General features: G+C 65.1%; 22 protein-coding genes and 1 pseudogene. 16 read left to right on the forward strand and 7 right to left on the reverse strand.

The genetic code is table 11. From position 1 onward, the window contains the following. Positions 1–15 precede the first annotated feature (15 nt). From NG696_RS07300 to NG696_RS07310, 3 genes are all read left to right on the forward strand, one after another. On the forward strand, positions 16–1,029 hold the full coding sequence (locus tag NG696_RS07300; protein WP_252563952.1) for a Gfo/Idh/MocA family protein: 1,014 nt from the start codon (positions 16–18) through the stop codon (positions 1,027–1,029). A gap of 114 nt (positions 1,030–1,143) precedes the next feature. Next, positions 1,144–2,016, forward strand: coding sequence for a sugar phosphate isomerase/epimerase family protein (locus NG696_RS07305; protein WP_056346707.1), 873 nt, complete (start codon positions 1,144–1,146; stop codon positions 2,014–2,016). A gap of 32 nt (positions 2,017–2,048) precedes the next feature. Next, on the forward strand, positions 2,049–3,491 hold the full coding sequence (locus tag NG696_RS07310) for a sugar porter family MFS transporter (RefSeq protein WP_252563950.1): 1,443 nt from the start codon (positions 2,049–2,051) through the stop codon (positions 3,489–3,491). Positions 3,492–3,670: 179 nt separating this feature from the next. On the opposite strand, the gene NG696_RS07315 is transcribed toward NG696_RS07310, so the two are convergent. The 4 genes and pseudogenes from NG696_RS07315 to NG696_RS07325 form a co-directional block, all read right to left on the reverse strand. Next, positions 3,671–4,348 (reverse strand): Gfo/Idh/MocA family oxidoreductase, encoded by a 678-nt coding sequence (locus NG696_RS07315; RefSeq protein ID WP_374208643.1) that lies wholly within the window; start codon positions 4,346–4,348, stop codon positions 3,671–3,673. Continuing rightward, positions 4,346–4,657: pseudogene (locus tag NG696_RS21085) on the reverse strand (Gfo/Idh/MocA family protein); the annotation flags it as partial. The pseudogene NG696_RS21085 and the gene NG696_RS07315, both read right to left, overlap by 3 nt. Before the next feature lie 146 nt (positions 4,658–4,803). Then, a complete protein-coding gene (locus NG696_RS07320) occupies positions 4,804–5,823 on the reverse strand; it encodes a sugar phosphate isomerase/epimerase family protein (protein WP_252563947.1) in 1,020 nt (339 codons plus the stop codon). Beyond that, positions 5,820–7,007: a Gfo/Idh/MocA family protein gene (locus NG696_RS07325; protein WP_252563944.1), complete on the reverse strand. Its 1,188-nt coding sequence runs from the start codon at positions 7,005–7,007 to the stop codon at positions 5,820–5,822. Before NG696_RS07325 ends, NG696_RS07320 begins: the two co-directional genes overlap by 4 nt. Before the next feature lie 154 nt (positions 7,008–7,161). Here NG696_RS07325 and NG696_RS07330 point away from each other — a divergent pair, with 154 nt between their 5' ends. From NG696_RS07330 to NG696_RS07365, 8 genes are all read left to right on the forward strand, one after another. Further along, positions 7,162–8,175 carry a LacI family DNA-binding transcriptional regulator gene (locus NG696_RS07330; protein ID WP_252574937.1) on the forward strand — a complete coding sequence of 338 codons (1,014 nt, stop codon included), beginning with the start codon at positions 7,162–7,164 and terminating at the stop codon, positions 8,173–8,175. Positions 8,176–8,323: 148 nt separating this feature from the next. Next, positions 8,324–9,319, forward strand: a complete 996-nt coding sequence (locus NG696_RS07335; protein WP_205630641.1) for a substrate-binding domain-containing protein — start codon at positions 8,324–8,326, stop codon at positions 9,317–9,319. Positions 9,320–9,383: 64 nt separating this feature from the next. After that, positions 9,384–10,451, forward strand: a complete 1,068-nt coding sequence (locus tag NG696_RS07340) for an ABC transporter permease (RefSeq protein WP_058929934.1) — start codon at positions 9,384–9,386, stop codon at positions 10,449–10,451. Positions 10,452–10,464: 13 nt separating this feature from the next. Next, positions 10,465–11,400: an ATP-binding cassette domain-containing protein gene (locus NG696_RS07345; RefSeq protein ID WP_058929933.1), complete on the forward strand. Its 936-nt coding sequence runs from the start codon at positions 10,465–10,467 to the stop codon at positions 11,398–11,400. Positions 11,401–11,503: 103 nt separating this feature from the next. Further along, positions 11,504–12,502, forward strand: coding sequence for a Gfo/Idh/MocA family oxidoreductase (locus tag NG696_RS07350; protein WP_252563935.1), 999 nt, complete (start codon positions 11,504–11,506; stop codon positions 12,500–12,502). After that, entirely contained in the window at positions 12,499–13,560 is a 1,062-nt protein-coding gene (locus NG696_RS07355) for a Gfo/Idh/MocA family protein (protein ID WP_252563932.1), read from the forward strand. Before NG696_RS07350 ends, NG696_RS07355 begins: the two co-directional genes overlap by 4 nt. Positions 13,561–13,598: 38 nt before the next feature. Next, positions 13,599–14,717, forward strand: coding sequence for a Gfo/Idh/MocA family oxidoreductase (locus NG696_RS07360; RefSeq protein ID WP_252563929.1), 1,119 nt, complete (start codon positions 13,599–13,601; stop codon positions 14,715–14,717). Next, complete coding sequence (locus NG696_RS07365) at positions 14,717–15,514, forward strand: TIM barrel protein (RefSeq protein ID WP_252574939.1); 798 nt, start codon at positions 14,717–14,719, stop codon at positions 15,512–15,514. The genes NG696_RS07360 and NG696_RS07365 overlap by 1 nt, the downstream gene beginning before the upstream one ends. A gap of 9 nt (positions 15,515–15,523) precedes the next feature. Here NG696_RS07365 and NG696_RS07370 read toward each other — a convergent pair whose 3' ends face one another. Then, a complete protein-coding gene (locus tag NG696_RS07370; RefSeq protein WP_252563923.1) occupies positions 15,524–16,546 on the reverse strand; it encodes a LacI family DNA-binding transcriptional regulator in 1,023 nt (340 codons plus the stop codon). Between the two features lie 134 nt (positions 16,547–16,680). Here NG696_RS07370 and NG696_RS07375 point away from each other — a divergent pair, with 134 nt between their 5' ends. Then, positions 16,681–17,715 (forward strand): Gfo/Idh/MocA family protein, encoded by a 1,035-nt coding sequence (locus NG696_RS07375; protein WP_252563921.1) that lies wholly within the window; start codon positions 16,681–16,683, stop codon positions 17,713–17,715. A 77-nt stretch (positions 17,716–17,792) separates the two neighbouring features. Here NG696_RS07375 and iolB read toward each other — a convergent pair whose 3' ends face one another. Then, positions 17,793–18,686, reverse strand: a complete 894-nt coding sequence (iolB, locus tag NG696_RS07380; protein ID WP_252563918.1) for a 5-deoxy-glucuronate isomerase — start codon at positions 18,684–18,686, stop codon at positions 17,793–17,795. A gap of 16 nt (positions 18,687–18,702) precedes the next feature. After that, the gene (locus NG696_RS07385) at positions 18,703–19,443 is read right to left on the reverse strand and encodes a GntR family transcriptional regulator (protein ID WP_252563916.1); all 741 of its coding nucleotides are present in this window, start codon (positions 19,441–19,443) and stop codon (positions 18,703–18,705) included. A gap of 184 nt (positions 19,444–19,627) precedes the next feature. On the opposite strand from NG696_RS07385, the gene NG696_RS07390 reads away from it, so the two are divergent. The 4 genes from NG696_RS07390 (at position 19,628) to NG696_RS07405 (ending at position 23,338) form a co-directional block, all read left to right on the forward strand. Continuing rightward, on the forward strand, positions 19,628–20,116 hold the full coding sequence (locus tag NG696_RS07390) for an SRPBCC family protein (protein ID WP_252574941.1): 489 nt from the start codon (positions 19,628–19,630) through the stop codon (positions 20,114–20,116). Positions 20,117–20,245: 129 nt separating this feature from the next. Further along, complete coding sequence (locus NG696_RS07395) at positions 20,246–20,953, forward strand: FadR/GntR family transcriptional regulator (RefSeq protein ID WP_104062788.1); 708 nt, start codon at positions 20,246–20,248, stop codon at positions 20,951–20,953. Between the two features lie 199 nt (positions 20,954–21,152). After that, the gene (locus NG696_RS07400) at positions 21,153–22,538 is read left to right on the forward strand and encodes an MFS transporter (RefSeq protein ID WP_252574943.1); all 1,386 of its coding nucleotides are present in this window, start codon (positions 21,153–21,155) and stop codon (positions 22,536–22,538) included. Between the two features lie 26 nt (positions 22,539–22,564). Continuing rightward, positions 22,565–23,338, forward strand: a complete 774-nt coding sequence (locus tag NG696_RS07405) for an SDR family NAD(P)-dependent oxidoreductase (RefSeq protein ID WP_058929921.1) — start codon at positions 22,565–22,567, stop codon at positions 23,336–23,338. Positions 23,339–23,426 lie beyond the last annotated feature (88 nt).

Below are 23,426 nucleotides of genomic sequence, written 5' to 3' on the forward strand. Positions count from 1 at the left end.
CTAAAGGACAGAACAATGACTGATACTCTCCGCGTTGCCGTTATCGGCGCGGGCCGCATGGGCGCCGACCACATCAAGCGGCTCAGCACCCGCATCCACGGCGCCGAAGTGGCCGCCGTCGTCGACGTCGACCTCTCCCGGGCGCAGGCCGCCATCGAAGGGATCGACGGCGCCGTGGCCCTGGCCAGCGCCGACGAGGCACTGAACAACGGCGACGTCAACGCCGTGCTGATCGCCACGCCGGGCTTCCTCCACGAGGAAATCTTGTACAAGGCACTGGAGAAGGGCTTCCCGATCCTGTGCGAAAAGCCGCTCACCCCTGACGCCGAAAGTGCGTGGAAAGTTGTCCAGGCCGAAACGGCGCTGGGACACAAGCGCATCCAGGTGGGCTTCATGCGCCGCTTCGACGCCGAATACGCCGCCCTGGGCTCCGTCATCCGCGACGGCGAACTGGGCGAGCTGCTGATGCTCCACCACCAGCACCGCAACCCCACCACGCCTGCCGGCTTCACCAACGAGATGCTGATCAACGACTCCGTGGTCCACGAGTTCGACGCCATCCGCTTCTTCACCGGCGAGGAAATCACCTCCGTGCAGGTCCGCCTGGGCAAGGCCACCCGCAACGCCCCGAGCGGCCAGCACGATCCGCAGCACGTACTGCTCGAAACCGAATCCGGCGTCCTGGCCGACGTCGAGATCTACGTCAACGCCAAGTTCGGCTACGAAGTGGCCACCCAGGCCTCGTTCGAGGACGGCATCGTTAGCATCGGCGGGGACAAAGGACCCTACACCCGCAGCGCCGGCCGCTGGGGCGGGAACGTCACCCCCGGCTTCGAGGAGCGCTTCGGCGCAGCGTACGACGTCGAGGTCCAGGCCTGGGCGGACGCTGCCCGCCGCGGCGAAATCGGCGGCCCCACCGCCTGGGACGGCTACGCCACCGCAGCCTGCTGCGAGGCCGGCGTCGAGGCCCAGAAGTCGGGCGAAAAGGTCAAGGTCCAGCTGAACGCTAAGCCGGACCTTTACAGCTAAAGCCCCGCCCGCTCCCGTAGTTTTTGTCCAGATAATGCGACTTTGAGGCCCTTTCGGCGCATTATCTGGACAAAAACTCAGTTAGATCACTGACTCATTCACAAAGGAGTGACCATGAAAATCGCCCTGGACCCCACCCCGTTCCACCACAGCCACAGCCTGCTGGAATTTCCGCGCGTGGCCGCCGATCTCGGTTACAAGTACCTGCAGCTGACTCCGCACGCGGACATGATCCCGTTTTACAACCACCCCAAAGCCGACGATGAGCTTGTGGCCCAGATGAACAAGGCCTGCAAGGATGCCGGCGTCGAAATCGCGTCGGTGCTTCCCGTGCTGCGCTGGTCGGGTCCGGACGAGGATGCCCGCGAGGCAGCGGTCCGCTACTGGAAGCGCGCCATCCAAATTGCCGTGGACCTTGGCGTCAGCACCATGAACACCGAATTCAGCGGCCGCCCCGAAAAGGCCGAAGAATCCGAGCGCGCATTCTACCGCTCCATGGAAGAGCTGCTGCCGATCATCGAGCGGGAGGGCCTGGATGTCCTGATCGACCCGCACCCGGACGACTTCGTCGAAGACGGCCTGGCCGCCATCCGCGTCATCCGTGGCATCAACTCGCCCAACATCGGCATGGTCTATGTTGCCTCGCACTCGTTCCACATGGGCAACAAGCCCCTTGAAATCATGCGGGCAGCGGGGGACAGGCTGCGCCTGGTCCACGTCTCGGACACCATGGACCATCACGCCTCCCACGGCCTGCGCTACATCACGAATCCGCCCGGAAACGCCGTGCGGGTGCACCAGCACCTGAAGATCGGCGACGGCGACGTGAACTGGGACGAGTTCTTCGGCGGGCTCAAGGAAATCGGCTTCCTGGACAAGGACAACACCGTCATGGTGTCCAGTGTCTTCGCCGAAGACGACAACGCCGAGGACGTGTCCCGCTACCAGCTGGAGACAATGCGCAACTACGTCGCTCAGGCCAAGTAGTGGTGGGGAAGACGGACCAAAGCAACGGAACCATGACGAATCCCGGCACAGTCCAATCCGACGCGCCCGGCACCACCAAGCCGAACAACCCGGCCAAACCGGCAAATCCGAAGAAGTTCATGCGGAAGGTGGCGCTCTTCTCCACGTTCGGCGGGCTCCTGTTCGGCTACGACACCGGCGTCATCAACGGCGCCTTGCCGTTTATGCAGCGGGACCTCGGACTGACGCCGCTCACCGAAGGGCTGGTCACGTCCACGCTCCTGTTCGGCGCGGCCTTCGGCGCCATCAGCGCAGGCCGGCTCTCGGACCGCTTCGGCCGGCGTAAGACCATCATGGGACTGGCCCTTATCTTCGTCATGGCCACCATCGCCTGCACCATCTCGCCGAACACGGAGCTGCTCATCGCGGCCCGGACATTCCTGGGCCTGGCCGTGGGCGGCGCCTCCGTGATTGTCCCCGTGTACCTCGCGGAAATGTCCCCGGCGGCCCAACGCGGCCGCATCGTCACCCAAAACGAGCTGATGATCGTCACGGGCCAGTTCCTGGCCTTCACCTTCAATGCAGTACTCGGCAACGCTTTCCCCGAAGAAACGCACGTGTGGCGCTGGATGCTGGTTATCGCCACGCTCCCGGCCGTGGTCCTGTGGTTCGGCATGCTGGTCCTGCCGGAGAGCCCGCGCTGGCTGGCGTCGGCCGGCCGCTTCGGGGCCGTCCTTGAGGTGCTGCGCTCCACCCGCGCCGCCGGCGACGTCTCCGCGGAGTTCGACGAGGTGCGGCAGGCAGCCCGGGAGGATTACCAGGCCAGGATGGGCACGTTCAAGGATCTCACCGTTCCGTGGATCCGCAGGATCTTCGTGGTGGGCCTGGGCATGGCGATCATCAACCAGATCAGCGGCGTCAACGCCATCATGTACTACGGGACGTCCATCCTGTCCTCGTCCGGATTCGGCGACCAAGGCGCCCTGATTGCCAACGTCCTCAACGGCGTCACGTCGGTGGCGGCCGTCGTCGTTGGCATGTATCTGATGACGCGGGTGCCCCGCAAGCCCATGCTGATCGTGGGACTGTGCGGCACGGCGTCGTCCCTGACGGCCATCGCGCTCGTCTCCATGCTCCTGCCGGAGAGCACGTTGCGCGGCTACCTAGTGCTGCTGTTCATGGTGACATTCCTGGCTTCCATGCAGGGCTGCATCGGCACTGTCACCTGGCTCACCATGTCCGAGATATTCCCCATGCACGTCCGCGGCATCGCGATGGGCATCTGCGTCTTTGTGCTTTGGATGATCAACTTCCTGATCGGGTTCTTCTTCCCGCAGATGGTCTCGTGGATCGGGGTTTCGGCGACGTTCTTCATCTTCGTGGCACTGCAGCTGAGTGCCATTGTCTGGGTCAAGCGCGTCGTTCCGGAGACCAAGGATAAGTCCCTGGAGGAGCTCGAGCACCTGTTCAAGCAGCGCTCAGGCGTGTCTGTCTAAGGTGACGCCGCACCCCAAGGTGACGCAAAAACGCCCGACGCCGGCCGGCGTCGGGCGTTTTTACGTCCAGCGGGTGCGGGGCCATGGACGCTCTCTCACTTCCTGCAGGAAAATCCGGATCCCTCTCTCACCAGGTGAGAGAGGGATCCGGGAAAACGCGCAGGAAGTGAGAGAGGGTGCTAGAGCGCGACCACCGCGTTCTCCAGCGCACTGCGGCGGGCCGCATCCAGCACTTCCAGGGTGCGGATTCCTTCGGTTGCCGGTACGGGCTCGGGTCCGTCGCCGCGGACTGCGCGGGCGAACTCTGTATAAAAGCCGGCATAGTTCCCCTGTGCCGAGGCAATGGCCTCGCGGCCGTCCCTCGTGGACAGCATGCCCCAGTTTTCGGCCGAGTCGATGCCCCACGTTGCCGGTTCCTCGATCGGACGGCGTCCCGACATCAGGGCGTCCGCCTGAACGTCGGCGCCGGAGGCGACGTAGCTGCCCCTGCTGCCGTAGGCCCGCAGCTCCCGCGTGGTGGAATGGTTGAGTTTGCTGGCGGACACCGTGGAGACGGTTCCCGACGCATGCGTCATGGTGACAACAAAGCCGCAGTCCGTCCGTTCGCCGAAACGATCGGTCCAGTCCAGGGTCGCGTGCACGTGGCTCGCTGGCCCCAGCAGCCACAGCATCTGGTCAACCAGGTGGCTGCCCAGGTCCCGCAGGAGACCGCCGCTGGCACCAAGTTCAAGGCTGTCAGCGTTGTCCTGGTCCATGGTCGAATGCACCCGCCACGTCTCACCGAGTTCCCCTGAGGCCAGCACGTTTGCGAGTGTGAGGATATCCGCGTCGCGGCGCCGGTTGTGGTAGACGTTCAGGACAACGCCGGCCCGCGTGGCGGCCTCGGCGAGTTCACGCGCAGCCTCCGCATTCGGGGCGAAGGGTTTGTCGGCCACAACGTGCACGCCCGCTGTGATGGCTTCCATAACCAGGTCACGGCGGGTGTGGGGCGGCGTGGTGATGGTCACCGCGTCCACGCCGGCGTCGAGCAACTCGGCCAGACTCCCATAAACAGGCAGGCCCGGGAAGTCCGCTTCCGCCTGCGCCCGTTTCGCTTCCGAACGGGCCACAATGCCCACCAGCTCGACTCCCTCGGCCGCTTCAATGAACGGGGCATGGAAGTACCTGCCGCCTGCTCCCTATCCGACAATGCCAATACGCATGTTCGTTTCCTTCTCTTTTAGGGATGGCCTGCCTCCGGTCACAGCAAGGGGGCGACGCATATGCGCCGCCCCCTTGCTGTTCACAGGCCTTTGCCTGACGAATTGGTTGGCTAAGCCGTCAGGTTCAGCGAAGACCTGAGCGCGGCGTCAGCATCCCGCAGCACCTTGGCCGCCACCTGCAGGCCCTCGATCCGGCCCAGTGAGACGTCCTCGTGCTCGATGTTGACCAGCATCTCCGGGTCTACCTCGTGCAGGGCCCGGAGGAACTCTGTCCAATAGGCGGTGTTATGCCCGCGGCCCAGAGCCACGAAGTCCCAGGCAGAGTTCTTGGGCCACTCGTTGGCCCACTCGTCGCCGCCGAGGTTGGTGCGGTTTTCCTCCGGCGCGAGCCGGCGGAAGCTGTTGTCCAGCACGCCGTACAGCGCAGCGTTTTCGGTGTTAACACGGACATCTTTCGCCGCCGCCTGAAAGACGAGCGGTCCGAGTTCGCGCACGACGGCAACCGGGTCCATCTGCTGCCAGAACAGGTGGGAGGCATCCAGTTCGACGCCGACATGCGTTGCGTTGGTCAGCTCGATCAGCTTGTGGACGTCGGCGGTGTTGAAGACGAGGTTCTGCGGGTGCAGTTCGAGAGCCACCTTGACGCCGTGGTCAGCGGCCAGGCGGTCGGTTTCCTTCCAAAACGCTGCGGCCACGCCCCACTGGTAGTCCAAGACGTCCAATGCTGCCGAGTTCCAGGCGTTGACCACCCAGTTGACGGTGGTGGCTCCGGGCTCTCCGCCGGGCAGGCCGGACATCGTAACTACCCGGTCCTGGCCGAGGCGGCTGGCCAGACGGATGGAGCGACGAATATCTTCGGCGTGCTTCTCGCCGATCTCACGGTTGGGGTGCAGCGGGTTGCCGTTGCAGTTGAGTCCTGCGATGGAAACTCCGGTGCCCTCGAAAAGGGCCAGGTAGTCGTCGCGGGCGGCGTCGCTTTCCAGGATCTGGTCCATGGTGGGGACGTGCACGGCGGGGAGAAAGCCGCCAGTGTTGATCTCGATACCGGTGAGGCCAAGCTCGGCAATGACCTTCAGTGCTTCGGGAAGTGGCCGGTCATGCAGGACTGCGTTGTAGATACCGAGCCTCATAGCGTGATCTTCTTTCCGTTGTTGAGGGCGGATTCGGCCACTGCGCCGAGCAGTTCCATGTTGCGCACGCCTTCGTCGAACGTGGCGCAGCGGGGGAGGGACTCTTCTTCGCTGAGACCGGCGACCTCTTCGAGGAACGCGCGGGCCTGGTAGCCGAAGGCGTCGTTCTGGCCGAAGCCGACTTCGGGGGCGTCCATGGCAAGACCCCCGGCGATGTAGGGGTGCCCCGGGCCGAGGATGACCTGGCGGTAACCGTTCTCGTTGCCGGAACCGTCGTTGAGGAACAGCTGGATCTCGGCCGGGCGGCGCTGGTCAAATTTGGCGGCACCGTTCTCGCAGAACACCTCGAACTGCAGGCTGTTGGCGTGCCCGGCCGCAACCCGGGAGACCTCAAAACTGCCGGCGCCGGTTCCGAACTCCGCGTTGAAGGCTGCGTAGTCGTCGTTCTCGACGGCTTCGAAGGTGTCGCTGACGGCAGCATGGTCGTGGCCCATAACGGCCGCGAGCGGCAGGGGCCGCTTGTCGATCACGGTGCTGAGGCTGCCGCCGGTGATCGACTTGATGTCGCCACAGAGGAACTCGGAAATGTACGTCAGGTGGCTTCCAACATCGGCGAGCGCACCGGAGCCGGGGCCGCCCTTGTAGCGCCAGCTCATGGGAGCGGAGGGGCTGAAGCCGTAATCGGTCCAGTAGCGGCCGCTGAAGTGCAGGACATTACCGAGGACGCCGTTGCGGATCAGGTCCCGGATGTAGGCGATGCCGGGGGTGCGGCGGAACGTGAAGCCAATACGGGCGATCGTTCCGCCGGCCTCGGCCGCGCGGGCTGCCTCGGCCATGGCGCGGGCGTCTGCCAGGGAGTCGCTCAGCGGCTTTTCGCACAGCACGTGCTTGCCAGCCGCGAGCAGGCCCTCCACCACTTCGCGGTGGAGCGAGTTGGCGATGACCACGCTGACGACGTCGATGTCATCGGCTTCGGCGATTGCCTGCCATGACGTGTCGTTGCGTTCGTATCCGAAACGGCGGGCGGCCAACGAGCCGAATTCGGCGTTGACGTCGCCGATCGAGACCAGGCGCACCGGGGGAAGTACCGGGCTGTAGAGGGCAGACGCGGTGCGGTATGCAGCAGCGTGGGCTTTGCCGGCCATGCCTGCACCGATGACGGCGACGCCTAGGCTTTCAGCCATTGATTTCTCCTTTGAAATTCAGCCGCGGCGGGAAGTTCCAACGGCATTTTGTAGCGCTACAATTTAGTGCACTGGATCTGAGCGTATCCATGTATGTATGTCCTGTCAATCAACTGGCGGATATCCTCAAGGGCAGACACGAAAGGCACCTCCGATGACGTTGCACAGCCCCAAGGCACGACGCCCGACGATCTATGACGTGGCGAAGCAGGCGGGCGTCTCGCCGTCGCTGGTTTCACTCGTACTGCAGAATCCCGCGAGGGTGAGCGACAAGCGCCGCGAAGCCGTCCAGGCGGCCATCTCGGACCTCGGGTACCGCCCCAGCCGCGCCGCCACTACGCTTGCCAGCAGTCGCACGAAGAGCATTGGGCTGGTGATTGACGACTACCGGAACCTGTGGTTCGTCGATCTGCTGCGGGGGATGGAGTCTGCGCTGACGGAACATGGCTACCAGGTCATGCTGGCTGATTCCCGCCCCGGGGAGAACCGCATCCAGGAAGCTGCCGACGGTTTGCTTGCCATGCACGTTGACGGGCTGGTGATAGCGGCGGAGCCAAGCGCGTCAATGTTGGCTGGGGCGGGGGTTCCGACGGTCGTGGCTGGGTGGCGCGATGGTGTGCCGGCCGGCGCTGATCTGATTACCAACGACGACGACGGTGGCGGCGGCATGGCGGCCAGCCACCTTCTGGGGCTCGGCCACATCCGGATAGGCCACCTTTCCGGAGCCGGCGGTGCCGCTGCGCACCGGCGCGCGGGCTTCCTCAGCCGGCTCCGGGAGTCCGGCGCCGAACTTCGGATTGCGGGGGAGGCCGGTGGCACGTCCGAGGAGGATGGCTACGCCTCGACGTGCTGGCTGCTGGACCACTATCCGGACACCACTGCCATCTTCGCCGCCAATGACACCATGGCCTTGGGTGCCTTGGGTGCCATCAAGGCGCGCGGGCTTGCGGTCCCGGCGGACATCTCCGTGATCGGATACGACAATTCAACCCTGGCAAAGTCGCGGTATCTGGAGCTGACCTCAGTAGACAACCGAAGCGATCTGGTGGGCGTGGATGTGGCCAAGGCGCTGCTTGCACGCATTCGCGACGCCGCGGTTGGCCCGCAACGCAAGCTGATTGAGCCGGCCCTGGTTGTTCGCGGGACCACGGCGCGGCCGGCATTTTAGGGCGGCCGCAGTAGGCTCCTAACGTAAAAACATCCTAATGTCAGGACAAACTATTGACATTCGTGAGTTGAATCACCATGATCGAGGTAGACAGTGCTCCGGCAGTTGCAGAGTGGCAGCCCGGACCCTGAGATCAAAGGAGATTAACGTGGCTAATTTTTCTTGGCGCAAGGCGGCTCTCGTGGCGGCAGTTGTTCCCATGATGGCACTCAGCGCCTGCTCCAGCACGGGCGGGAAGCCGGTTGAGGGCGGCGGCGCCGCCGGCGGCGGTCAGGTGGCCACCACAGACCGCATGAAGGTGGCTCTCATCACCCACGCCGCGGCAGGCGACACCTTCTGGGACATAGTCCGCAAGGGTGCCGAGGAGGCCTCAGCGAAAGACAACGTGGAACTGCTCTACACCAGTGACCCGGAGGCCGGACGCCAGGCCCAGCTCGTCCAGCAGGCCATCGATCAGAAAGTCGACGGCATCGCCGTTACCCTCGCAACCCCGGAGGCCCTGAAGGACGTCCTGAAGAAGGCCACCGATGCCGGCATTCCGGTGGTCAGCCTCAACGCCGGCGAGTCCGTGTCGGCGCAGCTCGGCGCATTTACGCACTTCGGCTCGAATGAGCAGCTTGCCGGCCAGGCGGTGGGCACCAAGCTCGCCGAACAGGGCTTCAAGCACCCGGTCTGCGTCATTCAGCAGCAGGGCCACGTTGGCCTAGAAGCACGGTGCGCAGGCGTCAAGGCCAAGGTTCCGGGTGCGGAGATTCTCTACGTCGACGGCAAGGACATGACCGGCGTCCAGTCCACCGCCACCGCGAAGCTCCAGGCAGCCAAGGATGCAGACGTCATCATTGGCCTCGGCGCACCGATCACCCTCACGCTGCTCAAGTCCGTCGCGGACGCCGGCAGCTCTGCGAAGGTTGCCAGCTTCGACCTGAACGCAGAGCTCGCCCAGAAGATCGTGGATGGTGACGTGATCTTCACCGTGGACCAGCAGCCGTGGGCCCAGGGCTACATGTCGGTCGACTCGCTGTGGCAGGCCAAGCGTGGCGGCTTCAAGCTTGGCGGCGGCCAGCCGGTCTTGACCGGTCCCACCATCGTTGACCAGTCCAACGCTTCCGACGTTCTCAAATTCGCCCAGCAGGGCGTCCGCTAGATCCGGGACTCAGGCCGTGCGGCGGGCAACCGCCGCACGGCCTGACCAACAAGGAGTTCTTCCTATGGCAAAAACAGCAACCCTGCCCCCGGCACCGGCTTCAGCAGCCGGGCCACGTGGCGATGAGAGAATTGGGCGGCGGAACCCGCTCCAGACGCTCCTGGGCCGTCCCGAAGTCGGCGCGCTCGTAGGAGCGGTGGTCCTGTTCGTCTTCTTCGCGTTGGTTTCCCCGACGTTTACCCAGCCCAATGCCTTGGCGACCATTCTGTACGGCAGTTCCACGATCGGCATCATGGCGGTGGGGGTTTCCTTGCTGATGATCGGCGGGGAGTTCGATCTTTCCACCGGTGTCGCGGTGATCTCATCGGCACTGACGGCGTCGATGTTCAGCTGGTACTTCAGCACGAATATCTGGGTCGGGGTTCTCCTGGCCCTGGTGGTCTCCGTGGGCATCGGTTATATCAATGGCTGGATTTTGATGAAGACCAAGCTGCCCAGCTTTATCGTCACCCTGGCCACGTTCCTTATGCTGACCGGCCTGAACCTGGGCCTGACCCGGCTGATCGGCGGCTCCGTGTCGTCGCCGTCGATCTCCAGCATGGACGGCTTCGCCTCCGCCCGCGCGGTGTTCGCGTCCTCGGTCTCCATTGGCGGCATCGATGTCAAGATCACGGTGTTCATCTGGATCGCGCTGGTCGCCGTGGCCACCTGGGTGCTGATGCGGACCCGGGTGGGGAACTGGATCTTCGCCGTCGGCGGGGACGAGAATGCGGCCCGCGCCGTGGGTGTGCCGGTCAAGGCTACGAAGATCGGATTGTTCATGGGCGTGGGCTTCTGCGGCTGGATCCTGGGCATGCACAACCTCTTCGCTTTCGATACGGTGCAGTCCGGTGAGGGTGTGGGCAACGAGTTCCTGTACATCATCGCCGCGGTGATCGGCGGGTGCCTCCTGACCGGCGGCTATGGTTCGGCGGTGGGCGGCGCGATCGGCGCGTTCATCTTCGGCATGGCCAACAAGGGCATCGTCTATGCCCAGTGGAACCCCGACTGGTTCAAGTTCTTCCTGGGCCTGATGCTGCTGCTGGCCACCATCATCAACCTCATCGTCAAGCGCCGCGCGGAACTCAAGTAAAGGGGCCGGAGAAATGAACGCCAAAGAGATCGACCAACAGACCCTGCTCAAGGATGAAAAAGATCCCCTCACCCACACCCCCGTCCACTTGCTCTCCCTCGACGGAGTAGGCAAGCACTACGGCAACATCATCGCCCTCTCCGATGTGACCATGGCCGTGGACAACGGCCGTGTCACCTGCGTACTGGGCGATAACGGTGCGGGCAAGTCCACCCTGATCAAGATCATCGCCGGACTGCACCAGCACGACGCCGGGGTGCTGAACATCATGGGCGAGGAACGGAAGTTTGGTTCGCCCCGTGACGCCCTTGACGTGGGCATCGCCACCGTCTACCAGGACCTCGCGGTGGTGCCCCTGATGCCCATCTGGCGGAACTTCTTCCTCGGTTCGGAGCTGACCAGCGGTTTCGGCCCGTTCAAAAGCATGGACGTCGAGAAGATGAAGGCCATCACGCTCAAGGAACTTGCCGAGATGGGCATCGACCTCCGCGACGTGGAACAGCCCATCGGCCAGCTGTCCGGCGGTGAGCGCCAGTGTGTCGCGATCGCCCGCGCCGTGTACTTCGGCGCAAAGGTCCTGATCCTGGACGAACCGACGGCGGCGCTGGGCGTCAAGCAGTCCGGCGTCGTGCTCCGCTACATCCTGCAGGCTCGCGACCGGGGACTCGGCGTCATCTTCATCACGCACAACCCGCACCACGCCTTCCCTGTCGGGGACCGGTTCCTCCTGCTCAAGCGCGGCAAGTCGATCGGCTACTACGACAAGAAGGACATCACCCTGGACGAGCTCACCGCCCAGATGGCCGGCGGTGCGGAACTGGCGGAACTGGCCCACGAGCTCGAGCAGCTCGGCGGACACGGCGACGTGGTCAAGGAAGTGCAGGCAGAGGTCGCTGACGTTACTCACAACCGAGAGACGTCAACGGAAAGCAGCCCCCGGCACGTGTAACAGGACCGAGGCGGGGCCCGCCGGAAAACCGGACGGGCCCCGCCCGCCGTGCCACGGCGCGAAGGTCACGGCAAAGATAGCGAAAAGTAGACGGGAAGACAGTATGCCGATCCGGGTAGGCGTCATCGGCGCCGGAATCATGGGTGCCGACCACATCAGGAACCTCTCCGGTACCATCGGCGGCGCCGAGGTGACCTTCGTGGCAGACCTCGACGCCGGACGTGCCGCAGCAGCTGCGCCGCCGGCCGCCCGCATCACCACGGAACCGTCGGAGCTGATCAACTCCAGCGAGGTGGACGCCGTCGTTATTGCTTCGCAAGACTCCACGCACGCCGGACTTGTGCTGGAGTGCTTCGAGGCGATGACGCCCGTGCTGTGTGAAAAGCCGCTGGCTCCCACCCTGCTGGAAAGCCGGGAGGTTGTGGCGGCCGACGCCGACATCGTCGCCGCCACCGGGGCGTCCCTGCTGTCGCTAGGCTTCATGCGGCGCTTCGACCCTGGCTACGTGGCGCTGCGCCAGTCTGTGCAGGGCCGCGCCCAGGGGGAACCGCTGATGGTCCACTGCACCAGCCGCAATGCTGCCGCCGGCCCGGGTACCACTGCCGAATCGGCCATCACCAACTCGGCCATCCACGAGCTGGACATCATTCCCTGGCTGCTGGGCTCTCCCATCACGGAAGTCTCATGGCAGGCGGGGCAGAGTTCCCGCAACGCTGAAGGCGGCCTGCAGGATCCAGCCTTCATGCTGCTCCGCACCGCCGACGGGACCCTGACCACCCTGGAGCTGTTCCTGAACGCCCAATACGGTTACACGACGCGCTGCGAAGTCGTCTCCGAACGCGGTGTCACCGGGCTGATGGACGCGGCTCTGCTGGGTGTCAAAGAGGATGGCATCCGGCGGACCGCCGTGCCCGCGGACTGGCGGCCGCGGTTTGCCGATGCGTACAGGCTGCAGCTGCAGGCGTGGATCACGGCGCTCGGCCAGGGTGGTCAGCCGCCGCTGGCCGGGGCAATGGATGGCCTCCACGCCTCGCTCGTGGCGCACGCAATGATCCGCTCCATGCACGGCGACGGCGCCTACACCAAGGTCAGCTACGCGTGAGCGTCCGGAACCTGCCGGCGTCCGCCGTGCCCGCCTCCCGGGATGCCCCGGTGCTGCGCTGGGGAATCATGGGGCCCGGTTGGATTGCCGAACGGTTCACCGAGTCGGTCCAGGCGCACACGGACCAGGTGATCGCCGCCGTCGCGTCCCGCTCGCTCAGCCGCGCCAAGGCCTTCGCCGAATCCTTCGGCATTCCGACGGCCTACGGCAGCTACGAGGAGTTGACGGCCGATCCGGGCATCGACATCGTCTACGTGTGTACTCCGCACACCGGACACCACCAGGCGGCGGTCCTGGCACTCGACGCTGGCAAGCACGTGCTGATCGAGAAGCCCATCGCACTCAACGCCGTACAGGCACGGGACATCGCCGCTCGTGCCGAAGAGGCGGGCGTTTTTGCCGCCGAGGCCATGTGGAGCTTTTTCCTGCCAAAGTTCGATGTGATCCGGCAGGTCCTGGACGCCGGGACCCTGGGCGCCATCACCACGGTAGTCGCGGAATACGGTGAATACTTCGAGCCCACCCACCGCATCTTCGACCGGGAACTGGCGGGCGGCCCCCTGCTGGACCTCGGCACGTACCCGCTGGCCCTGGTCACCGAGGTCCTGGGCCGGCCCGAACGGCTGTACGCCATCGGACAGCCGCACCCGTCCGGGGTCAACGCCCAGCTCTCTGCCGTGATGCAGTTCGCCAGCGGCGCCCAGGCCGTAGTCAACACCCATGTCCACAACTTCACACCCACCGGCGCCACGATCGTAGGATCCGACGCCACGCTGACCATCGACGGACCCTTCAACATGCCGGGCGGCTTCGACATCCGCTACCCGGACGGGACCCGGGTGCGGTACGAGGAAGCGGACGGTGCGCACTTTGAGGGCCTGCACTATGAGGCCGCCGCGGTGGCGCGCGCCGTGGCCGCCGGCCGCACCCAGGCCAGCCAACGGACCCTGGCGGCCTCCATCCGCACCCTGGAGGTTGCCGATGAGATCCGCCGGCAGCTAGGCGTGGTTTTCCCCGGAGAAGCTGCCCTGCCGGGCGAAGCCGCTGCCCGACCCTGATTCATCCATCTGCATACAACTACCGAAAGGACCGGCTCATGGCCTACCTTACTCAAAACCCCGCTGGTGTTCCTGCGCCCGTCCGGATCGGGCTCATCGGCTCCGGCTGGATGGGGGCGTTCCATGCCGAAAGCATTGCCCGCCGCGTCCCCGGCGCTATCCTGGCGGCCATCGCCGACCCCAATGTGGAATCCGCGCAGGCCCTTGCCCAATCGCTGGGCACCGGAAAGGTCACGGCCGACGCCGCAGACATCCTGGCCGATCCGGAGATCGACGCCGTGGTGATCGCGAGCCCGGCCCGCTTCCATTCCGCCCTGATCACCCAGGCTGCCGTCGCGGGCAAGCACGTCTTCTGCGAGAAGCCCGCGGGCCAAGGCCTGGACGAACTCGACGCCGCGCTGGCCGCCGTTGAAAAAGCGGGGGTGCATTTCCAGATCGGCTTCAACCGACGCTACGCGGATGACTTCCAGGCCGCCAAGAAAGACCTAGCGGCCGGCATCGCCGGCCAGCCCCAGCTCCTGCGCTCACTGACCCGCGATCCGGGCAACGGAAGCATCCCGAACGCGGCCAGAGTCCCCGCGTGGACTGTCTTTCTGGAGACCCTGATCCACGACTTCGACACCCTCAACTGGTTCAACGAAGGTGCCGAGCCCGTAGAGGTCTACGCCGTGGCGGACGCCCTCGTGGAACCGGAGCTGCGCGATCAGGGCTTCCTGGACACAGCGGTGGTGACCATCCGCTACAGCAACGGCGCCATCGCCGTGGCGGAAGCAAACTTCAGCGCCCTCTATGGCTACGACATCCGCGGAGAGGTTTTCGGTTCCAAGGGCATGGTCCAGGCCGGCCGTGCCACCGAGACGGCGGCCCGGCGTTACACGGCGGAGGGACTGTCCGCGGACACCCCTCGCCTCAACGTGGAACTCTTCCGGCAGGCCTACACGGACGAACTCGCCGATTTCGCCGCCACGGTTCGTGCGCAGCGGGACGGCACACCGCCGCCGTCGGGCGCTTTCACCCTCACCCCCGGCGCCGCAGACGCCCGCCGCGCGCTGGCCATGGCGCTGGCGTGCATCGAATCGGTCAAACAGGGCGGTCCGGTGGCTGTGGCTGCTGCCCCTGTACCGGCGCTCCGTGACCACACCCGGACCGGCGTCTGATGCGGCTGGCCGTCTGCGCGGAAATGGTCTTCACGGACCTGCCGTTTGTGGAACGGGTGCAGCGGATCCACGACGCCGGATTCGACGTCGAGATGTGGGACTCCAGGGGCAAGGACCTGGCCGCGCTCAAGGCCACCGGCGCGGTGTTCTCCTCCATGACCGGGTACACCTCCGGAAGCCTCGTGGACCCCGACACGGCCGACGACGTGGTGCGGACGGCCGAGTCTCTGATTCCCACAGCCCTGGAGCTCGGCGTCAGCCGCATGGTGGTGCACTCCGCGGAGCTCATCGATGGCCAGGCGGCCCGCCCCCTCTACCGGTCCACCGGCCGCATGTGGAGCACCGGGGCGCGGACCCTGGAACGGCTGGGCAGGCTGGGCGGGAAATACGGCGTGACGTTCTGCCTGGAGAACCTCAACACGATCCTGGACCACCCCGGCATCCCGCTCGCCCGTGCCAAGGACACCCTGGCGCTCGTGGAAGCAGCCGGGCACCCCAACGTGAAGCTCATGCTGGACCTGTACCACGCACAGCTGGGGGAGGGGAACCTCATCGAGCTTGTGCGGACCGCCCTACCGCACATCGGCGAAGTCCAGGTGGCCGACGTCCCGGGGCGGTGCGAACCCGGAACCGGGGAGATCAACTACCGGGCCGTGGCCAGGGCGCTCGCCGACGCAGGCTACGAGGGGACGGTGGGTATGGAAGCCTGGGCCAGCGGTGACGACGAGGAAGCCCTGGCGGCCTTCCGGGCGGCGTTCACGGTGCAGGACGCCAGCGTCCAGATCGCCTCGGCATAGGCGTGCCGTTCAGGCGTGAGGGGCGGCGGTGCTGCCCCTCACTTCCAGCGTCGGCACCAACAGTTCGTCTGGGGGCAGCGTGCTACCGGGCTCCAGCCGTGCGATCAGGAGTTCGGCCGCCCGCTGCCCTGCGGCAAAACTGGCCGTGTCCACGGAAGTCAGGCTGATCCGGCGCAACCGCGCCAGCGGGGTGTTGTCGTAGCCGGCCACCGAAAGATCGGCAGGAACGGCGAGCCTGCATTCCTCGGCAGCCGAGAGAACCCCAAGTGCCGCCATGTCGTTGACAGCGAACACCGCTGTGGGCCGGTCGCCACCTGACAGCAGCTCGAGGGCGGCACGGTGGCCGCCCTCTTCGCTCAGGTCTCCCGGCACCGTCCGGATGAACTCCGCCAGGCCGGCGGCCCTCATCTCAGCCTCATAGCCCCGACGGCGGGCAATCCCGACTGCGGTGGCCGGTGCCCCCACATGGGCGATGCGGCGGTGCCCCAGCGCAATCAGGTGAGCCACCGCGAGGCGCGCCCCGGCGTCGTCGTCGTTGGTCACGACGGTGACGTTGGCACCCGGGCCGGTGGGCGCTCCCAGCGCGATGGTTGGCACCTGCAAGGCTGCTGCCGTCAGGCCGGGGCTCTCCGGCATGGTCCCCACCAGCACCAGGGCCTCGATGTTCATCTCCAGAAGTTTCTTCAGCAGGGATTCGCCGCTGCGGCTGTCCAGGCGGAAGTCGCCCATCAGCATCTGCAGGCCGCGCTCGTTGAGGGTGCTGTTGAGCCCTTCCACCGCGCTGACGAACCAGGGGTTCCGCATGTCGTTGAGTACCACGCCCACGGTGCGGCTCCGCGATTCGCCGAGGGCCCGGGCGGCCGCGTTCGGCCGGTAGCCGAGTTCCAGGACAGCATGCTCGACGGCGGTGCGCTTGGCCGCGCTGACGTAGCCCGTACCACGCAGCACGAGGGATACCACCGATTTGGACACACCCGCGGCGGCGGCCACGTCCAGGATGGTGGCCGCACGTTTGCGTTCAGGGGCAGTCACAGCGTCCTCCAGTTTGTTAATACAAAGTCTTGACTCCGAATGCGGATTTACCTACTCTAGCAAGACAATGATGGAACGTTCCAACATTGTTTGTCTGCCCGGATTCCGGGGCCGCTACTGCATGCGAGGGAACTATGAAGGACGTCATTCTCGGTCTGGTCGGAGTGGGGCGCATCGGCGTGATGCACGCGAACAACATCGCCGCGCTCAACGGAGTTCTCAACCCGGAGGGCATCAACGTCAGGCTTCTGCTCACCGACGTCGCCGAGGACCACGCCAAGGGCATTGCGGCCGGCCTCGGTGCCGGCTTCCTGCCCTCGGTGGAGGACCTCATCGCCGCCGGCGTGGACGGACTCGTCATCGCCACGGGGACCGCAACCCACCCCGAACTGATCAAGGCGGGCGTGGACGCCGGAATCCCGGTCTTCTGCGAAAAACCGGTGGCCATGAACGTGGCGGACGCACTGCCGGTGCTGGACTATATCCGCGACAACAACGGCGTGGTGCAGATCGGCCACCAGCGCCGCTTTGACCACGGCTACCTTGAGGCCAAGCGTGCCTACCAAGCGGGCGAGCTGGGCTGGATCCACTCCCTGCGCGCCGTCACCTGCGACATGGCGCCGCCGCCCGTGGAGTTCCTCGCCAGTTCCGGCGGCCTGTTCCGCGACTGCTCCGTCCACGACTTCGACATCCTCCGCTGGCTGACCGGCCGCGAGATCGTGGAGGTCTACGCCAAGGGCTCCAACAACGGAGACCCGGCCATCGGCGCAGTGGGAGACGTGGACACGGCGCTGGCACTGATCACGTTCGACGACGGCACGGTCGGTACCGTCTCAGCCACCCGCTACAACGGCGCCGGCCACGACGTCCGCCTGGAAATCCAAGGCTCCAGCCGTTCGCTGATGGTTGGGCTCGATGAGCACACGGCCATGGCGTCGGCCGAAGCCGTGATTGATTTCCCCGCCGGAGAACCCCACAGGACCTTCGCCGAACGCTTCGACCAGGCGTACCGATCCGAAATGGCCGCGTTTGTGGAGCTGATCCTGGGCCGCCGGGAGAATCCGTGCACCCCGGAGGACGCCGTGGCCGCCTCCCGCGTGGCGGACGCCGCCCAGGAATCACTGGCCACAGGCGTCCCCGTCAGGGTGGCCATCAGCCTAGCCAGGTGAGCATACCGCTGCCATGAAAAATGCCCCTCCGGAATCCGTTCCGGAGGGGCATTTTCTTGATCTCTAGCGCTTGCTCTCTAAGCGCCGAACGGCAGCCGGGGATCAATGTCCTGGCCGTCCCAGCTTTGGCGGACCCAGCCGTGGTGCGGGTCGTCGCTGATGAGCCATTCACGGACCGGGCCGGGTCCGGCCATCACGTTCAGGTAGTACAGGTCGTAGCCCGGGGCCGCCATGGCGGGGCCATGCCACCCGTAGGGGACCAGCACAACGTCGCCCGTGCGGACCTCGGCGGCAACGTCGATGGGACGCTCATCCGAGGCGTAGACGCGCTGGTAGCCGATGGCGTCGGCGTCGGCGGGTGCCCCGGATCCCGCAGCCACCTGCGTCTCGAAGTAATAGATCTCCTCGAGGTTCGTTTCGCCGTCCTTTTCCTCATCGTGCTTGTGCGGCGGGTAGGAGGACCAGTTTCCGGCGGGCGTGAGGACTTCACACACGATGAAACGGTCAGCCTCAAGGGCCGCCGGCGTGCCGAAGTTATGGACCTGGCGGGAGCAATTGCCGGCCCCGCGCAGTTCCACAGGTGTCTCCGCCGCCGTGACCAGGCGCGTGGGATAGGAGGCCTTGGCCGGAGCTGTGGCAACGGCAAACCTGCCGCCGTCCGCAGAGCTGATGGTGACGGACTTGCCGGTGCCCGAATACAGGACATCGCTGGGGCCGTGGAACACGGACGCCCGCCCCTTCAGGACATAGTCTTCACCGTCCACGGATACGGTGAAGGAGCCGTTGAGCGGGACCACTATCCGCTCCTCTTCCGCTGCCGGGAGGACGACGGCGGCACCTGCAGTTAAGGTAGCCACCTTCAGGCCCGTATGGGCCCAGCCGTCCACGGCCAGGGTTGAATCGGAGGTTCCGAGCGAGATATCCCAGTCGCCGTCGTTGGCGGTTCCCTGTGGGTAGACCCAGTTAGTCATTGATGTATTCCTTGCGCTATCGCTGTACGAGTGTCATTTCAAAGCTGTACGAATCCGCCCGGTACACGTGGTGTCCGGTTTCCACCCGTCGGCCGGCGTCGTCTGTTGCGGTGCGCTCCATGGTGACCAGGGCGGAACTGACCTCGGCCTCCAGCAGGCGCGCCTGGTAGTCGTTGGCGATCATCGCGCCGATTCTTTGCGAGGCCAGGCGGAAGTTGACGCCGCCGCGGCGGAGAATGGCGTAGAGGCCCTCAGCGGCGAGCATGGCTTCGTCCATGCTAGCGATGTCGTCCCGGACCCAGTTCTCCATCAGGGCAAGGGGCTTGCCACCCACTTTCCGCAGGCGGGTGAAGTGGTAGACCTTGGAGCCGGCAGGCAATTCGAGGGTGGCGAGCGTCGCTGCGTCGGCCTCCACGTGGGAGAAGGTCAACACCTGGGTGGTGGGCTTCTTGCCGTTATTGGAGAGGTCATCGAACAGGCTGGAGAGCTCCAGGGGGCGGCGGACCTGGCTGGAGACCACCTGGGTGCCCACGCCGCGCTTGCGGACCAGCAGCCCCGAGCGGACCAGTTCATCCATGGCTTTGCGCATGGTGGGCCGGGACAGGTTCAGCTGGGCCGCGAGATCGATTTCGTTTTCCAGCCGGCTGCCGGGTTCCAGGATTCCGCTGTGAATGGCAGCCTCGATACCCTGTACCACCTGGTGGTACAGGGGCACCGGCGAGGAGCGGTCGATGATGAGACCAAGTTGATTCGCCACTAGATATTCCTCGTTCCGTGCCGGAAGCTGGTGCCCGCCCGAGGCCCGGGAGGGAATCCATGTCCTACTATGTTCGCTTGATAGGACATACTGCCTTTGTTGATAATATCAGCCGAACTTTAGCGGTCAAGGCTGCCACTGGCGGGCGCACCGCCATTCGTGCCCGTGGTCCTAGGCTGGGGGGATGAACAACCGATACCTCGTGTCCCGCGAACGCTTCATCGCTGCCCCGCCCGAAGTGATCTTTGAAGTCCTGGCCACTCCGGCGCTGCACAGTGCGATCGACGGTTCCGGCACCGTGAAGGGCGCCCAGCCGCGCGGCCCGGAACGGCTGAGCCTCGGAGCCCGCTTTGGCATGGAAATGAACATGGCCGTGGACTACAAGATCCTGAACACGGTCTCCGAATTCGAGGAAGGCCGGCGCATTGCCTGGCGCCATTTCTATGGCCACATCTGGCGCTACATCCTGGAACCGGCCACCGGCGCCGACGGTACTGCCGGCACGCGCGTGACCGAACAATGGGACGCTAGGGCGGTCCGTGGGAAGTTTTTCCTTCGGCTGGCAGGTTACTTGCGCCGCCACCCCGCCAGCATCGAAAAGACCTTGGCCAATCTTGAGGCCTACGTTGCGGCCTCCGGTCGGCGCGAGGCCGGCAACACAGGCATTTCCTGAGACGCCGCTTCTTTCTTGAGACGCCGCTTCACCGGGCGGTGAGGATGGCGGGGGTCCCGGTCCGTACGGCGGCTTCTGTAATGTGGATGGCACCCGGAGTACGGGGTAAGACTAAAGGTGGGAAGCGCGATGGGCCGCAGGACACTTGTTGACGACCTTGTCGACGGCCTGCTCGAAGATATCCTGGACGGCAAACTGCAGCCCCACGTAGCCTTACCGCCCGAAGCCGACATCGCCAAAGCCTACGACGTCAGCCGCCTCACGGTGCGCGAGGCACTCAAGGCCCTGCGGGCACAGAACATCCTCTACGTTAAAGCCGGCCGCGGGACCTTCGTCAACCCGACCGACAACTGGACCGGTCTGGATGCGATCTTCAAGGCCGCTTCGCACGACAATGGGGCGGAGCAGGTCGCAGTGGGGTTGATCGAGATGCGGCGCATGGTGGAAACCGGGGCCGCTGCGCTCGCGGCCAAACGCCATACACCCGAGCATGCGCAGCAGATGCGCGAGTGCATTGCGGACATGAAGCGCTTCCATGATTCCGGCGACCTCGATGCCTTCGTGGCGGCAGACATCGCCTTCCACGACGCAGTGTTGAAGGCTTCCGGCAATCCATTTGTCCGGGCGCTGTTCGCGCAGCTAGGTCAGCTCCTTTACGTAAAACGGCGTGAAACGTCCGCCGTCGAAGAGATCCAACTGCACGCCATTGAGTACCACCAAAAGGTCATGGAAAGCATCCTCAGCGGCGAGGCCGAGCTGGCCCGCCGCACCATGGACGAGCATATGGACCAGACATACCGGGACTACGAACGCTACGTGCACCACGCAGCATCCTGACGTTGCAGTCCGCACCAAACAGGTCTTGACGTAATCCGCATCACTAATCTATGCTTTTTCTCAGTTGTTCGATCAGATGTCTGACATCTGACTCAAATCGCATTGATCCCGTTCCCATTTGGACTGGGCCTCCCAAGATATCCGCACGGATTCCCGCCACCACCGCCGGTGCCGGACTCCGTTAGACAGAAGGTCGAAGATGACTTCACTCTCCTTAAAATCCGCAGGGCTCGGCGAGCTTGGCGAACGTACGCTCCGCAAGGTCCGCCGCCGGGTTATGCCACTGATTGTCCTGCTCTATTTCGTTGCCTACCTTGACCGCAACAACGTGGGCTTCGCCAAGCTCACCATGAGCGAGGACATCGGCCTGAATGCCGCAGCTTACGGTCTCGGCGCCGGCATCTTCTTCCTCGGCTATGCGCTCCTCGAGGTGCCCAGCAACGCAGGCATGTACCGGTTCGGCGCACGCAAGTGGCTGGCTCGGATCCTGATTACGTGGGGCATCTTCGCCACGGCCATGTGCCTGGTGAACGGTGAAACCACCTACTACATCATCCGTTTCCTGTTGGGGGCGGCAGAGGCTGGATTCTTCCCGGCCATCCTCTTCTACCTGACGCTGTGGTTCCCCGCCGCTCAGCGCGTCACGGTACTGGGCATCTTCATCCTCGCCCAGCCCATCTCCAACGCCCTCGGCGCCCCGGTCTCCGGACTGCTGCTCCAGATGGACGGCGTCATGGGCCTGCAGGGCTGGCAGTGGCTGTACATCATCGAAGGTATCCCGGCCATCATCCTTGGCCTGCTCACCCCCATCCTCATGACCGACCGCCCGCGGGATGCCAAGTGGCTCAACCCGGACGAGCGCGAATGGCTTGCCACCACCATGGACAAAGAGTTGGCCGTCAAGTCCAGTTCCGGCAGCCACAACTTCCTATCCGGCCTCAAGGACAAGCGCACCCTGACCTACTCGGCCCTGTACTTCGGCCTGGTCTGCGGCATCTACGGACTGGGTCTCTGGATGCCCACCATCGTCGCCGCCTTGGGCAAGTTCTCCACCGCCCAGGTCGGGTTCATCGTCCTCATTCCCTACTCCGTGGCTGCAGTCTTTGTGTACTTCTGGAGCAGGCGTGCGGACAAGACCGGAAAGCGGGCCTGGCACAGTGCGGTCAGCATGGTCCTTGCCGGCATGGGCCTCCTTGCCGCAGGCTACATGCTCCCGGTCAACCCCATACTGGCCCTCATTGCCCTGACCGCCGCGGCCATGGGTATCTACGGCGCCATCGCGCCGTTCCTGTCCATGCCGTCCGCGGCGCTCACCGGGGCAGCTGCTGCTTCCGGCCTCGCCCTGATCAACTCACTGGGTAACCTCGGCGGTTTTGTGGCCCCCTACGCTGTCGGCCTGCTGAACGACGCCACGGGCAACAACCAGAGCGGCCTGCTGTTCCTGTCCTTCTGCCTCTGCGTCACGGCGGTTGCCACCTACCTTTACGCACGCAAGCGCCCCGAAGGCGATGCCGCGCTGGATCCCGCAGTTGCCGCGACTACCGCTGTGACCCCTGATTCCACGCAGCCCGCCAAAATCTCCTGATCTCGAAATCACTGAAGGAAAACCCCATGACTACCAGCAACTTCCCCTCCGAACGCACAGTTGTCCTGACCGGCGCCGCGTCGGCCCGCGGCATCGGCCGCGCCGCCGCTGACCGGATGGCCAGCGAGGGATGGTCAATCGCCATCCTCGACATCAACGCGGAGGACGCCAAGGCCGCCGCCGCGGAGATCGGCTCCAACCGTGCCGTCAAGGCCATTGGCGTCGGAGCCGACGTGTCCGACGAGGCGTCCGTGGACCGGGCCATCACCGAGATCGAAGACGCGCTTCCCCCGATTGTTGCGCTCGCCAACCTCGCCGGGATCAGCTCCCCGACGACGTTCATGGAAACCACCGTGGCGGAGTGGGACAACGTCTTCGCCATCAACATGCGCGGTACCTTCATCGTTTCCCAGCGGGTCCTCAAGGGCATGATCGAGCGAAAGCTCGGGCGCATCGTGAGCATCTCGTCCATCTCCGCCCAGCGCGGCGGCGGAACGTTCTCGAAGGTTGCCTACAGCGCCACCAAAGCCGGAATCCTCGGGTTTACCCGCGCCCTGGCCCGCGAAGTCGGCGAGTTCGGCATCACGGTCAATGCGATTGCCCCCGGCCCGATCGACACCGACATCATGGGTGGAACCCTCACCGATGAGCGCAAAGCGCAGCTGTCCGAGGGCATCATGATGGGCCGCGTGGGCACCCGCGAGGAAGTGGCAGCCTTGATCGCCTTCCTGTTGGGCCAGGACTCGGGCTACATCACCGCCGCCACCTACGACATCAACGGCGGCCTCCAGGTTTCCTGACCGGGAACCAGACCCAGGCACGGGCACCCCTCCGGTTTTCCGGCGGGGGTGCCCTCGTGCCGTGCCGTGCCGTGCCGGAGCCTCGGCC

The sequence above is a fragment of the Pseudarthrobacter cellobiosi genome (genome assembly GCF_023913755.1).
Taxonomy (GTDB): domain Bacteria; phylum Actinomycetota; class Actinomycetes; order Actinomycetales; family Micrococcaceae; genus Arthrobacter; species Arthrobacter cellobiosi.

Excerpts from the sequence above, each read along its gene's own strand:
- NG696_RS07300 (WP_252563952.1), top strand. The coding sequence starts at position 16 with ATGACTGATACTCTCCGCGTTGCCGTTATCGGCGCGGGCCGCATGGGC.
- NG696_RS07305 (WP_056346707.1), top strand. The coding sequence starts at position 1,144 with ATGAAAATCGCCCTGGACCCCACCCCGTTCCACCACAGCCACAGCCTG.
- NG696_RS07310 (WP_252563950.1), top strand. The coding sequence starts at position 2,049 with ATGACGAATCCCGGCACAGTCCAATCCGACGCGCCCGGCACCACCAAG.
- NG696_RS07320 (WP_252563947.1), bottom strand. The coding sequence starts at position 5,823 with ATGAGGCTCGGTATCTACAACGCAGTCCTGCATGACCGGCCACTTCCC.
- NG696_RS07325 (WP_252563944.1), bottom strand. The coding sequence starts at position 7,007 with ATGGCTGAAAGCCTAGGCGTCGCCGTCATCGGTGCAGGCATGGCCGGC.
- NG696_RS07330 (WP_252574937.1), top strand. The coding sequence starts at position 7,162 with ATGACGTTGCACAGCCCCAAGGCACGACGCCCGACGATCTATGACGTG.
- NG696_RS07340 (WP_058929934.1), top strand. The coding sequence starts at position 9,384 with ATGGCAAAAACAGCAACCCTGCCCCCGGCACCGGCTTCAGCAGCCGGG.
- NG696_RS07345 (WP_058929933.1), top strand. The coding sequence starts at position 10,465 with ATGAACGCCAAAGAGATCGACCAACAGACCCTGCTCAAGGATGAAAAA.
- NG696_RS07350 (WP_252563935.1), top strand. The coding sequence starts at position 11,504 with ATGCCGATCCGGGTAGGCGTCATCGGCGCCGGAATCATGGGTGCCGAC.
- NG696_RS07360 (WP_252563929.1), top strand. The coding sequence starts at position 13,599 with ATGGCCTACCTTACTCAAAACCCCGCTGGTGTTCCTGCGCCCGTCCGG.
- NG696_RS07365 (WP_252574939.1), top strand. The coding sequence starts at position 14,717 with ATGCGGCTGGCCGTCTGCGCGGAAATGGTCTTCACGGACCTGCCGTTT.
- NG696_RS07375 (WP_252563921.1), top strand. The coding sequence starts at position 16,681 with ATGAAGGACGTCATTCTCGGTCTGGTCGGAGTGGGGCGCATCGGCGTG.
- iolB (WP_252563918.1), bottom strand. The coding sequence starts at position 18,686 with ATGACTAACTGGGTCTACCCACAGGGAACCGCCAACGACGGCGACTGG.
- NG696_RS07390 (WP_252574941.1), top strand. The coding sequence starts at position 19,628 with ATGAACAACCGATACCTCGTGTCCCGCGAACGCTTCATCGCTGCCCCG.
- NG696_RS07395 (WP_104062788.1), top strand. The coding sequence starts at position 20,246 with ATGGGCCGCAGGACACTTGTTGACGACCTTGTCGACGGCCTGCTCGAA.
- NG696_RS07400 (WP_252574943.1), top strand. The coding sequence starts at position 21,153 with ATGACTTCACTCTCCTTAAAATCCGCAGGGCTCGGCGAGCTTGGCGAA.
- NG696_RS07405 (WP_058929921.1), top strand. The coding sequence starts at position 22,565 with ATGACTACCAGCAACTTCCCCTCCGAACGCACAGTTGTCCTGACCGGC.